The organism is Clostridium polyendosporum (assembly GCF_018332455.1).
Classification (GTDB): domain Bacteria; phylum Bacillota; class Clostridia; order Clostridiales; family Clostridiaceae; genus Clostridium_AY; species Clostridium_AY polyendosporum.
In genome coordinates, this window is record NZ_BOPZ01000017.1 from 19,315 (window position 1) to 32,349 (window position 13,035).

At 31.2% G+C, this 13,035-nt stretch carries 12 protein-coding genes, 1 riboswitch and 1 other annotated feature; of the genes, 2 read left to right on the forward strand and 10 right to left on the reverse strand.

The window, feature by feature from the left end; translation table 11 throughout:
- Positions 1 to 10 precede the first annotated feature (10 nt).
- The 3 genes from epsC to CPJCM30710_RS10425 all read right to left on the reverse strand — a co-directional run bounded on the left by epsC (position 11) and on the right by CPJCM30710_RS10425 (position 3,444).
- Complete coding sequence (gene epsC, locus CPJCM30710_RS10415) at positions 11 to 601, reverse strand: serine O-acetyltransferase EpsC (RefSeq protein WP_212904109.1); 591 nt, start codon at positions 599 to 601, stop codon at positions 11 to 13.
- A gap of 17 nt (positions 602 to 618) precedes the next feature.
- Entirely contained in the window at positions 619 to 1,527 is a 909-nt protein-coding gene (gene cysK / locus CPJCM30710_RS10420; RefSeq protein ID WP_212904110.1) for a cysteine synthase A, read from the reverse strand.
- Positions 1,528 to 1,714: 187 nt separating this feature from the next.
- Positions 1,715 to 2,014, reverse strand: a binding site (T-box leader).
- 164 nt (positions 2,015 to 2,178) lie between these two features.
- Positions 2,179 to 3,444 (reverse strand): magnesium transporter, encoded by a 1,266-nt coding sequence (locus CPJCM30710_RS10425; protein WP_212904111.1) that lies wholly within the window; start codon positions 3,442 to 3,444, stop codon positions 2,179 to 2,181.
- A gap of 321 nt (positions 3,445 to 3,765) precedes the next feature.
- A riboswitch (M-box (ykoK) riboswitch) is annotated at positions 3,766 to 3,935 on the reverse strand.
- 269 nt (positions 3,936 to 4,204) lie between these two features.
- Here CPJCM30710_RS10425 and CPJCM30710_RS10430 point away from each other — a divergent pair.
- A complete protein-coding gene (locus tag CPJCM30710_RS10430; protein ID WP_212904112.1) occupies positions 4,205 to 6,115 on the forward strand; it encodes a YgiQ family radical SAM protein in 1,911 nt (636 codons plus the stop codon).
- Between the two features lie 101 nt (positions 6,116 to 6,216).
- Here the strand turns inward: CPJCM30710_RS10430 and CPJCM30710_RS10435 are convergent, their stop codons facing one another.
- Together CPJCM30710_RS10435 and CPJCM30710_RS10440 are read right to left on the reverse strand one after the other, a co-directional pair.
- The gene (locus tag CPJCM30710_RS10435) at positions 6,217 to 6,864 is read right to left on the reverse strand and encodes a hypothetical protein (RefSeq protein WP_212904113.1); all 648 of its coding nucleotides are present in this window, start codon (positions 6,862 to 6,864) and stop codon (positions 6,217 to 6,219) included.
- Between the two features lie 46 nt (positions 6,865 to 6,910).
- Positions 6,911 to 7,792 (reverse strand): YegS/Rv2252/BmrU family lipid kinase, encoded by an 882-nt coding sequence (locus CPJCM30710_RS10440; RefSeq protein WP_212904114.1) that lies wholly within the window; start codon positions 7,790 to 7,792, stop codon positions 6,911 to 6,913.
- 338 nt (positions 7,793 to 8,130) lie between these two features.
- On the opposite strand from CPJCM30710_RS10440, the gene pssA reads away from it, so the two are divergent.
- The gene (pssA, locus tag CPJCM30710_RS10445; RefSeq protein ID WP_212904115.1) at positions 8,131 to 8,652 is read left to right on the forward strand and encodes a CDP-diacylglycerol--serine O-phosphatidyltransferase; all 522 of its coding nucleotides are present in this window, start codon (positions 8,131 to 8,133) and stop codon (positions 8,650 to 8,652) included.
- A 7-nt stretch (positions 8,653 to 8,659) separates the two neighbouring features.
- Here the strand turns inward: pssA and CPJCM30710_RS10450 are convergent, their stop codons facing one another.
- The 5 genes from CPJCM30710_RS10450 to yhbH form a co-directional block, all read right to left on the reverse strand.
- Positions 8,660 to 9,265 carry a hypothetical protein gene (locus tag CPJCM30710_RS10450; protein WP_212904116.1) on the reverse strand — a complete coding sequence of 202 codons (606 nt, stop codon included), beginning with the start codon at positions 9,263 to 9,265 and terminating at the stop codon, positions 8,660 to 8,662.
- Between the two features lie 176 nt (positions 9,266 to 9,441).
- Positions 9,442 to 9,621, reverse strand: coding sequence for a hypothetical protein (locus CPJCM30710_RS10455; protein WP_212904117.1), 180 nt, complete (start codon positions 9,619 to 9,621; stop codon positions 9,442 to 9,444).
- Positions 9,622 to 9,636: 15 nt separating this feature from the next.
- Positions 9,637 to 10,179: a rubrerythrin family protein gene (locus CPJCM30710_RS10460; protein ID WP_212904118.1), complete on the reverse strand. Its 543-nt coding sequence runs from the start codon at positions 10,177 to 10,179 to the stop codon at positions 9,637 to 9,639.
- 308 nt (positions 10,180 to 10,487) lie between these two features.
- Positions 10,488 to 11,858, reverse strand: coding sequence for a SpoVR family protein (locus CPJCM30710_RS10465; protein ID WP_212904119.1), 1,371 nt, complete (start codon positions 11,856 to 11,858; stop codon positions 10,488 to 10,490).
- Positions 11,858 to 13,033 carry a sporulation protein YhbH gene (gene yhbH / locus CPJCM30710_RS10470; protein ID WP_212904120.1) on the reverse strand — a complete coding sequence of 392 codons (1,176 nt, stop codon included), beginning with the start codon at positions 13,031 to 13,033 and terminating at the stop codon, positions 11,858 to 11,860. Before yhbH ends, CPJCM30710_RS10465 begins: the two co-directional genes overlap by 1 nt.
- Positions 13,034 to 13,035: the final 2 nt, after the last annotated feature.

A 13,035-nucleotide genomic window follows, 5' to 3' on the forward strand; every position in this document is an offset into this window, starting at 1 on the left:
TTTCAACCTTCTATATTATCATGTTGTTATATATTGTTTTCTTAGATCCTGACTCATCTTCTATCTCTACTATTATTGCTATTTCTCTTTCTTTGATAATATTTTTTGCACGTATTCCAACTGCAGTTGCACCTGCTGGAACATCTTCAAGAACTACAGAGTTAGCACCTATCTTAGCACCATCACCTATATTTATAGGCCCAAGTACTTTTGCTCCACATCCTATTGTAACATTGTTTCCTACAGTAGGATGCCTTTTCCCCTTATCCTTTCCTGTTCCTCCTAAAGTAACACCATGATATATGGTGACGTTATCCCCTATTTCAGCAGTTTCTCCAATTACTACGCCCATTCCATGGTCTATAAATAGTCCCTTTCCTATTTGGGCACCCGGGTGTATTTCAATACCTGTTATAAATCTTGATAGTTGGGATATAAATCTAGCTATAAAGAATCTTCTTTTAGTAAAAAACCAATGAGCTATTCTATGAGATATAATAGCATGAACATTGGGATAAAGTAAAAGAACTTCTAACCAATTTCTTGCAGCAGGGTCATTTTGAAGTATATTATTTATATCATATTTTAAATTCTTAAACACTATCATCACACCTTTTATTATTCAATTAATCCCGTTGAGAGATACTTTTCTCCTCCATCTGGTGATATTGCTAAGATCTTCTTACCCTTACCGAATTCCTTAGCTAACTTTAATGCAGCCTTAATTGCCGCACCAGATGATATTCCTACTAATATGCCTTCATTTGCTACAAAATCCTTTGCTACTGTAAAGGCCTCCTCATCCCTAACTTTAACTATCCTATCAACAACATTCTTGTCATATATATCAGGTATAAAACCTGCACCTATTCCCTGAATTTTATGTGGTCCTGGAATACCACCTGAAAGTACTGGAGATCTTTGTGGTTCAACTGCAACTACAATAATATCCTTTTTAAACTCCTTAAGTTTCCTTCCTACACCTGAAATTGTTCCACCACTACCAACACTAGCAACAAATATATCTAAATCAGGTATATCCCTTAATATTTCTTCTGCAGTAGTTTCATAATGTTTATCTGAATTAGCAAAGTTAATAAACTGTTGTGGCATAAAATATCCATGTTCTTTAACAAGTTCTTCAGCCTTATCAATGGCTCCTTTCATTCCTTTCATACCTTCTGTTAACACTAATTCTGCTCCGTAAGCCTTTATCATATCTCTTCTTTCTTTACTCATATCTTCAGGCATTGTTATAATAACTTTATATCCCTTAAGTCTTCCTATCATAGCTAATCCAATACCTGTATTTCCACTTGTTGGTTCTACAATAGTATCGCCTTCTTTTAAAATTCCCATCTTTTCTGCTTTTTCAATCATACCAAGAGCTGCTCTGTCCTTTACACTACCGCCTGGATTATATTTTTCAAGTTTTACATAAACCTCTGACATAGAATCATCTACAAGTTTATTAACTTTTATTGTAGGAGTATTACCTACTAAATCTAACGCATTATTAAATAACATAATATTAATCCTCCATTTTCGTATATTTTGTATACCTTAACCAAATTCAATCTTATAAATACACAACTTCATAACTAAATTTATGAATTGTAAAAAGATTGAAGTTACTTATCTTTAGAACATCTTAATATAGTATGATACTAAAAATAGTATATAATTTTTGATAAAATAAAAAACTCCATCTCCTCCTAGAGACGAAGCTAACTCCGCGGTTCCACTCTAATTAGATATGAAATCTCCCTTATCTATCAAGCACAATACATGCTCCATTACTGTAACGGGTACTCCCGGGTAACCATACTAAGGATACGCAAGTTCAATCTTTAATGAATTTAAAAAACTCTAAATTCATTAAAGAACTTATGCAGCCATAAATTCCGGCACCTGCTCCAAAGGGCACTTCATATAAATTCCTGTAGAAACTTCTCACCCTAGTTTCCTCTCTGTAACATTCCCTTATATTACTTTTCTTTTTCAACGCATTTAATTCTTACCATTTTGATATGATTTATATTAACTATATTATATTATATTCCTCTAAAAAGTCAACTAACAAATTTTGAGATAGAAATTATAATCTAATTATAATTTAAAACAAAAGGAATTTAGCAGCAACTAAATTCCTAAGGCTTAATTATGAAATGTCCATATTTATACTGCTTTTTTATATTTTTTCTTCCATGATGGAAGCAAATATTCATCGATTATATCGTGTATCAATACTATTCCAACTAACTTATCTTCATCATCTACCACAGGTATTGAAAGCAAATCATATTTAGTAGCGAGTTCGATAGCGTTATCAATAGACATATCGTATTTTATTTTAATAATTGAAGTATTCATTATATCCTTAAGTTTAGCTGAAGAATTATGCATTATCAAATCTCTCAGTGAAACTACACCTTGAAGTTTTTCTTCTTCATCTGTTATATATACATAATACATGACTTCTTCATCTGGCTGAATTTCTCTAATAAGATCAATGGTCTCTCCTACTGTAACATCTATATTAAATGATATAAAATCTTTATTCATTATACTTCCAACTGTTTCATCTTCATATCCTAGGAGTTCTTTAACTTCTTCAGCATCTTCGCTCTCAAGGGTTATAAGAATTTTTTCTCTCTCCTCATCATCTAGCTCATCTAAAAGATCTGCTATTTCATCATTAGGCATATTCTCCAAAATTTCTGCTGCTTTACTTTCACTAAGATCTCTAATTATTGCACCCTTAAATTCCGGTTCAATTTCCTCTAAGGTATCAGCAACTAAATCCTCATCTAAAGTTTCAAATATCTGCCTTCTCTGTTTATCATCTAATTCTTCTAAAATATCTGCAAGATCTGCTGGATGAAGAGTAGAAAGCTTTTTATATGGAACAGATATCTTAAGATTATCATTTACCATCTCTAGTGTTTCAACGTCATCCCACATAAGAACTGTATCCTTAGCTTCCTTTCTAAGCACCTTAAAGCATATCTTAGCTAAATTTTCTATTCCCATTCTTCTATATCTTGCTAAATCCCCAGTTTCTACTGCAACAACTCTATATTCACCAGCTATCTCAGCAATTCTTAAATCGTTAACTCTTACAACCTTCTTATCATTTATATCAACAATCTTTTTATCCATTAAATGTTGATAAAGAAGATACGTATACTTTCTTGGAATTATTTCCTTACTGCCTCTTGTCTGAATTCTTATCTTATTATTGTCGTTAACATATATAACTATATTTCTAAATTCATAATCAAAGATAATTCCATCTGTTTTAACTTTGTAACCTATAATTCTTGGATATCCATCTTCAGTAGTTACATAAACATCTTTTAATATACCTAAAACCTCATCGAATTCATCGTAAATCTTTTTATTTAAAATGGAGCTATAAAGAAACATAGATAACTTTTTCATCTTACTACTCCTCCTCTTTCACCTTAAAGAGAAGTAATAGTTTTTATGGTGTTATTCAACTAGCAATATATTTTAAACTATATCAAATTCAAAATATACTGATGTCCCCCTCTTTAAAGGTTCAATATTCAATTTTAACTTGGACCTACTCTGAGGGCCACCCTCCATTTAATTTCACCACCTTAAGCCGAAAATATAATTATTATTATTTCATACACCTTGGCGTATAAAAAAACTTACATAAGTTGCCTACAAAATTAATTTAGAATAAATCTCTATAAAAATATAAAAAGGACCCTAAGGCCCCTAAAATTCAACAAAGAATAGATTCAATCGTTGAGTTTTAGCACTACAGGGCTTAAGACATATGTATGTCCAGCTGCATTAAGTAATACCTTGAGCCGATAATACCTGTTGACCCATTGGCATCTCTCGATGTTTCCGGGCAGCAGCGTGTATCCATGTAGGAGCCTCACCTAACAATTCATTATTTCATTTTCCTAATATATATTATATTACTTTATTATGAAAATGCAACCATATTTCCTCTAATTTTTAAAATATTTTTGTTTATCTCTTAATACGACCCAAAACTTCTATATTCCTCTCATTTTCTTTAATTTTTTGCTCATTACCAATATTTACAACCAAAAAAAATCTTCATTATTTAGTTACTTTTATTTTTTAATTTGTTGTGCTAATATTGTTTATACTAAAGATAAACAAATTGATAATTGTCAAGTAATAAAGGAGTTTTACAATGAACTTAACAAAAGAATTTTTACCTGTTTCAAAAGAAGATTTAAATAAAAGAAATATAGATCAACTTGATTTTATAATAGTAAGTGGAGATGCTTATGTAGACCATCCGTCCTTTGGAACTGCCATCATAGGAAGAACACTTGAGGCTAGTGGATTTAATGTAGGTATCATTGCTCAACCTAACTGGAACAATGCTGAAGATTTTAAAAGACTTGGTAAACCTAAATATGCTTTTCTTGTTAACTCTGGAAACATTGATTCTATGGTTAACCATTATACTGCTGCAAAGAAAAAAAGAAGAGATGACCTATATTCTCCTGGTGGAGAAGGAGGCCATAGACCTGATAGAGCAGTTATAGTTTACTGTAACAGGATACGAGAAGCTTTTAAAGATGTTCCTATAATAATAGGAGGTATTGAAGCCAGTCTTAGAAGATTTGCTCATTACGACTATTGGGATAATAAAGTAAGAAGAAGTATTCTATTAGATTCCAAAGCAGATCTTCTGATTTATGGTATGGGTGAAAAGACAGTAACACAGTTAGCAAACCTTCTTCAGTATGGTATGGATATCAATAAAGTAACAGATGTTAGAGGAACCTGCTATGTTACAAAAAATCTAGAAGACTTAAAGAATTATATAGAAGTTCCTGCTTTTCAAGAAGTAAATACTGACAAAATTACTTATGCTGAAAGCTATAAACTTGAACATTATGAACAAGATCCAATAAGAGGAAAAACTTTGGTACAAAAACACGGTGATAGATACTTAGTACAAAATCCTCCGCAGGTTCCTTTAACACAAGAAGAAATGGACTTTACATATAACCTTCCTTATACAAGAACTTATCATCCTATATACGAAGCTAAGGGTGGTATACCTGCTATTAATGAGGTGAAATTCTCTATAACAAGTCATAGAGGATGCTATGGTTCTTGTTCCTTCTGTGCATTAACCTTCCATCAAGGTCGAATGATTCAAAACAGAAGTGGAGAGTCTATAGTAGATGAAGCAAAACTACTTACTACTTTAGATGACTTTAAGGGATATATTCACGACATCGGAGGACCAACTGCTAACTTTAGACATAAGTCCTGTAAGCTTCAAGAAGAACATGGAACCTGTAAGCATAAACAGTGTATGTTTCCAAATCCATGTAAAAACCTAATTGTTGATCATAAAGAGTATTTAGGAGTACTTAGAAGAGTAAGAGCTCTACCTGGCATTAAAAAAGTATTTATACGTTCAGGTATACGATACGATTACCTAATACATGATAAAAATACAGAATTCTTCACGGAGCTTTGTAAGCATCATATAAGTGGCCAATTAAAAGTAGCACCTGAACATGTAAGTGAAAAGGTATTAGCTCAAATGGGTAAACCAACAAAAGAGGTTTACGATAGATTTAGTCAAAAATATTTTGATGTAAATAAAAAAATCGGTAAAAAGCAATTTTTAGTTCCGTACCTCATGAGTTCTCATCCAGGTAGTGATTTACACGCTGCTATAGAACTTGCACAATATATTAAGGAAATGGGCTATACACCAGAACAAGTTCAGGACTTCTATCCAACACCAGGTAGTCTTTCAACTACAATTTATTATACTGGTATAAATCCATTGACTGGAGAGAAGGTATATACACCAAAAACACAAGAGGAAAAGAATATGCAAAGGGCACTACTACAATTTGCTCTTCCTCAAAACTATTCTTTAGTTAAGAAGGCTTTAATGCAAGCTGGAAGAGAGGATCTTATAGGTAAAGGACCTAAATGCCTTATAGACTGGACTCCTCCAAAAGGTCAAAAAAATAGTCATTCTTTTAAAAACAAAAAAACTACTCCCAAAAATACTACAGTTTTAAAATCAAGTAAAAACAATAAATTTAAAAAATCTGAAAGATAAAAAAATAAAATTTAATAGGCATCGAGCCTATTAAATTTGAGGAAATTTCATTTTGTGAAATTGCAGTATATAAGCATGAGGAAGGATTTCTTTCTCATGCTTTATCTTTTTAAAATATTAATAGAATATGTGGTAATTAATAAAATTGCTAATTCACTAAATAGAGCATAAGGAAATAAATAAATTCCACATAAATGACTCAGGTTCTCAAAGATAGCTATTATAATACAAATGGCTAAAAATATAAGGCCTTTTTTGTTTACAAAAGAATTATCTAATTGAAATATTAATACAAATAATATAAATGTAAGTATTGAAATAAAAGTTAATCCAAATACCAATTCCTTTGAAATACTCATCACATATCCATAACTTGAGGAAATTTGAATTATACCTTTAAGAAAATACATAGCAGCTGCATATCCAGCTAACAATACTCCAAGAAGTATAAAACTTAAGTTAAAGTTAACCTTATCATTTCTCCAGAATATATAAAAAGCTACAATCAAAGCCATTGGAAGATAAATAACATGAAGGAAAATTAAAGGCTTAAGTAAAAACAAATACTTTTGTGCTTGTATTAGAGACATTAAGATAAGTGTAAAACTTCTTAATAACTCTAAAATTAATATTAAGGTCATTATCATTCTTATTTTTCTAGGTGAATATTTTTTGTTTTTGCTTAATAAATTTAAGCATAAAAAAATTATAAGTAACAATATCATGAAGTAAAGAAAAACTTTTGGCATACCTTCCCCATTCTCACAGTATTGTTACTTATAATTATTATTAAAATTATTGTTTTATTCCTAAAACCTCAATTCCACCTTTAACACATTCAATATGAAGTGGGAAATCTGGTCCTCTTTCCCCATCTATATCTGTTGCTATATCCTCTAGAGTTTCAATCATAAGTTCTTTAGTTTTATAATATATAACCTTAGAACTATCTTGATGCTCGCCTCTTAATACCTTTATAAAGAGAGGTATTAAATCTTTTATTGATACTGCCTTAAATACTATAACATCAAGATAACCATCTGTTACATTAGCGTTTGTAGCAAGCTTAAAGTTACCTGCTGTTTGGCCATTAAATACTAACATTAAATACATATGACCATCATATTCAAATTCTTTTGATGTAATCTTAACCTTAAGTTTTCTAAAATTCGGAAGCTGCTCTATTCCTTTTAAATAGTATGCAAGCTTTCCAATAGTATTTTTAAGATTTGCATCAGTTTTTTGTGATACATCTGTAAATAATCCAGTACTAGCAACATTTACAAAATATTTTTGATTTATTCTTCCTATATCCACTTGTTTAGGTTCACTTTCTAGTATTTGCACACAAGCTTTGCCTACATCATGTGGAATTCCAATAAACCTTGCAAAATCATTCGCTGTTCCCACAGGTAGTATTCCAATGGGAAGATTAATATTTCTTTCCTTCATAGCATTTACCACTGAATCTACAGTACCATCTCCACCTGCTATAAGTATGTAATAATATTTATCATCTATACAATCTAAAGCTTCCCCAACATCTGATTCCTTATCTATTCTGTAGGGTACAATTGAGTAACCATATTCTTGATGTATCTTTATAACATTATCCAGCTGCTCTAATATCACATTTTCACCCGAAAATGGATTATATATAAACTTAACTTTTTTCATAGTACCCCTCCAATTTTCTTGCTAAGCTAAAATACTGGAAAATACTGCAATAAATCTTTTACATTATATCAAAATTCTTAATGGATGTCGAGGTTGTCCAAACAGTCTAATTAAATTATTTAGTTCATGCCCATTTATTATTATTTGTAAATACTAATTAATTATATATAAAAAATTATTATATATACATATAACATTCCCCTATATTTATATAATATTTCATACTTTAATTAAATAATTATGGTAATTTGTAAATTTACCTCTTATACTTTTTTTTAAAATGCGATATAATTATTTATTGAGGTGGAATTATATTTATTATATTTGGGAGTGATTATATGAAAAAAAGTACATTACCAAACTTTTTTACCTTCAGTAACCTGTCCTTTGGACTATTATCGATATTAGCAACTTATAATAGTAATTATTTTTTATCTGGCTTATTTATAATAATAGCAGGAGTTATTGACAGATACGATGGTAGAATTGCACGCTTATTAAATGTTTCAAGTGAATTAGGAAAAGAGTTAGATTCATTAGCGGATTTAGTTTCCTTTGGTGTTGCACCTTCAATATTAATTTATATTCTATATAGCTTTGAAAGTCTTGGTCCAAAAGGACTTTTAGGTTATGCTTTAGTTTTACTTTTCCCAATATGCGGAGCATTCAGACTTGCAAGATATAACACATCACAGTTTGATGGAGTTTTTACTGGCATACCTATCACAATAGCTGGAAGTTTCTTGGCTTTATTTGCATTAATAACTGCAAATAAAACAGCACCTATAGTGTTACCAGTTATATTGATGATAGCATTTTCTTACTTAATGATTTCTAAATTTCAACTAAAGAAGTTTTAAAAAGAGCCTAATCACCATTAGGCTCTTTTCCTTTATCATCATCATTATGATTGTCATCATTCTCTTTGCATTTATCATCTTTACATTTATCATCGTTAATATTCTTCTTATTATCATTTTTAGAATTTTTCTTAATATCTTTCCCTTTCTTTTTGTTTCTACCTTTAGGAAAAATGTTTTTAAAATTTTTAAAATTGTCTCCTAGTCCTCCTAGCCCTCCTAGTCCTCCTAGTTGGCCTGTTGTAAAAAAAGGATGATCTTCAGGTAACAACTGACTTAATACTGCTAACAATAAAATTGATTCTCCAAAAGATTCCCCAAAACATTCCTCTGAAGTTTTTTGTGCTATAACATTAGCCTTAAGTCTTATGTAGTCTAAATAGCAACATTCAATATTTTCTATTGTGTCGAGTAATACATCTATAATATCACCAAGCTGATTAGCTCTTTTTATTGCATTTCTAACATCCTTTTTCCTTGCTAATGCTATGCCATTAAGTTCTCCAGCACTACCTATAAGAGTTCTATATGCTGTAACATATTTTACCAATAAATCTGAAATATTGTTTACTTCTATAAAATATCCATCAAATAGCTGCTTATAGTCTTTCATTAAACCACCTAAACCTATGTTATCATAACATTTATATTATCTTTTTTATTATTTAATTACTTATATTGTTCGCTATAAAAAGACAAAAAAATGAAATTACAAATAAAGATAAACAACTTCAATCCTCAACAAACTTCAGGAAAATAATACGAAAAGGGCATCAAGCCCTTTTCGCGTTACTTTCTTACCATTTCAGCAATAAATTCTTCATCTATCTCATTAAATAGTCTATTATAAGTACTATTATCTAATTTCCTTACAGTAACTTCATCTAAGAAATTCTCTATAAAATTAAACTCAGCATTGTCTTTCATAATAACAGGAAAGATATACTCTTCAGGATATGAGAAATACATTACCGCCCCTCCTCCTTACTCTACTTCACATTCACAATAAGGTTCAAAATATGCCCTTGGGAATTTGCATAATGGACAATATTCAGGAGCTTCAAATCCTTCATGAATATATCCGCAGTTCATACATCTCCACATACTTTCCTTATCACTCTTAAAAACTGTTCCCGCTTCAACCTTCTCATAAATTGCTTTAAATCTCTCACTGTGACTTTCTTCAACTTCTCTTAGTTCCTTATAAAAATCTGCAATTTCATCGAAGCCTTCATCCTTTGCTGTATCTTCAAATTCCTTATATAGTTTCTTTGCTTCTTCTGTTTCTCCCATAACTGCATCCATTAAATTATCAGCAGTAGATTTAGTCATACATAAGTATCTACGAAAAACCTCTCTAGCATGAGCATATTCATTGCTAGCAGTTTCATCAAAAATATACGCTATCCATTGATAACCTTGTTCTCTTGCCTTTTCCCCATAAAAATTATATTTATTTCTTGCTCTAGATTCACCAGCAAAGGTTTTTAATAGATTTTTCTCTGTTTTACTACCTTTTATATTCATTTTAGTCTCCCAAGATTACTCTCAACATTATAGTATTCATACCATCTAAATTTTGTTACGATGTTTACTTACTCTTAATTTTTAATAAAAAAATTGCCAAGGCGACTATGGAGCTGTCGATTTTTTTACGCATCCGCTTTTCCGAACACATGTGAGGAAAAATTAGCAGGCGAACTATATTTTATTTTTTACTCTTTAGGTGTTGTAATTAAACTGGACGTCCTAAATTACATTTCAAGTTATCCGCAATTCTTGAATCTTATAATTTCCTATAAAGAGTAAAAAAAAGACGACCATCGCCGTCTTTTTTACTTTGTTGATATCTTCTTTCCATCATCACATATTATACTTAATTCTGAACCTTCTTTATTCTTTGTTAATAATACTACCTTATAGCCCCAAAGTTCATACATATGCTTTAAAGTTTCCTTAGCATAAATCATGTCCAGTTCCCTTCCGTCAAATACATGTTCTAAGGTTAATGTGTAGTCTTTTGTATTCATATCTACAACTCTTATATATGGTATACTTCCCATTCCACAGCTAGAAGCTAAAGTATCTCTTATCTTCTTCCATCCACCCTCATCAGATACCTCATCAACAACATAGTCAAATCCCTTTTTGCCATATTGGAACAGGTTAAGTTCCGCACAGAGTTCTTCAGTTAAGTATCTTCTCAAGAATGAATTATCTCTTTCAATAGCTCTAACTTCAAAAATCTTTTCTCTACCATACCTTTTTTCAATATCTTCTAAAAGCTTAAAGCCAATATAATAAGGATTTAATCCTCCTAAAACTGGAGCAACTACATCATTATGTCGCTTTAAGAACTCTATATGAAGCTCTTGTGGTAAGTCTAGCTTCTTTAATATATTGTAATGCCAGTAGCTAGCCCATCCTTCATTCATTATCTTTGTTTCAATCTGAGGAATGAAATAGAGGGTTTCTTTCCTTACAATTTTCAGTATTGTCTTTTCCCAATCTTGAAGCTTTCCATAATCAATTATAAATTGAATCACATCATCTTCTGGGCTTAAAGGAATTTTAGAAATATCAGGCGGTTCTATCACTACATTTTCATCTAATATTCCTCGGTCATCTAATTTTTTTGAATAATCTTGAATTAACCTTTTTTGTTGTTCTGCTTGAGAAATTTTCTTTTCCCCTATTACTCTAGAAATCTGGAATCTTATTGCATGTGCTGCATCTAAAATTCTTTCAACTCTCTCATATCCAATGCTTGGATCATTAATGCATCTTCTTATAGTATCTGCATTAAGCTTAAACGTCTCAAGAGTTTGATTAGCATCTGTACCGCACTTAAAAAGTCTATTATTTTTAAAGAAATCATTATGTCCATAAACATGAGCCATAGTTAATATCTGGAGTAAGAGGGTATTGTCCTTCATGAGGTAACCAAGGCAGGGGTTGGAATTTATAACCATTTCATAAGGCAATCCTGTAAGATTTAGTGAATATAGTGTTTTACTTTTCTCATAGGATTTACCAAAACTCCAGTGAGGATACCTAGAAGGCATTCCCACATAGGCTTCATAACCCAACATCTCATTGTATCCTATAACTTCAAACTCTTGTGGGTAATAATCAAGCCCTACTGAATTAACTACCTCTTCTATCCTATCATTCCACTTTTCTAACTCCCTAACGGTATAATCCATCATGCTTCCTCCTCTAGTTCCTTTGACAGCATTAACTTAAGAGCATGCCATAGGTCCTTCTTTTCTTTAACAATTACAGAAGCAAAATTCTTTTTCTTTATTTCCTTTAAGAATCTAACATACATAGTGGTTGAATAAGTAGAAGGAAGAAGTTCTGCATAACCAAGAAGATTACTTATATCACAGAGCTCATTAACTGCCTTTATTGCTCTTTCATTATCTTCACTCCAGTTATCTCCATCAGAAGCATAAAACGGATAAATGTTCCATACACTTGGAGGATATTTTGTTTTTATAAGTTCCAAGGTCTTGTAAAGTCCAGAAGAGATATACGTTCCCCCAGACTCAGCCTTATGAAAGAACTCATACTCACTTACAATTTTTGCCGTAGTAGTATGGGATATAAACTCAAAAGCTATATTATTATATTTTCTTTTTATAAATCTTGAAAGTACAAAGAAGAATGACCGAGCAAGAAATTTCTTTGAGTTGTCCATAGAACCTGAAACGTCCATTATAAATATCATAACAGCATTACTTTCTTTTTTAGGCTTCATCTTAACTTTATAATATCTTAAATCTTCTTCTCTGAATGGGAATCTTTCAAGAACTGTATTAGAACCAAGTTCTTTCAAGGCCCTTCTCTTCCCTTGCTTTCTTGCAATCTTAGACATAACTGTTCTTTTTTTAGCAAGCCTTGGATTTATACCATATCTTTGATATCCCCTTTTTCTTCCACTACTTTCTACAATGATTTCCGAGTACTTCTTTCTATCAAGGTTCGGAAGATCAAGATCTTCTACAATGTAATCAAGAAGTTCTTCAAGAGTGATTTCAGTTTCATATACATCTTCACCTTCTTGATTACCTGCAGAACCTGTGCCTGATCCACTTTGCTCTCCAGCACTGCCGAGCTTATCGCCTCTTTTTTCTCCTCCAGCACCAGATGCTACTCCCTTATTATTTTTTCCATATATAAATTGATATTCCTTTATTCCTCTTATTGGAATCTTAAACTTTTTATTTTTACTTTCTCCTATAATACTTTCCTCTGATAATATATCTCCAAGATTTTCTTTTATTGATTTTTCTACAAGCTGCCTATGTCTTCTTCTGTCCTCAATAGATCTATCATGCTCAAGAGGATTTTCACCATGATCTCTAAAAATAGCCATAG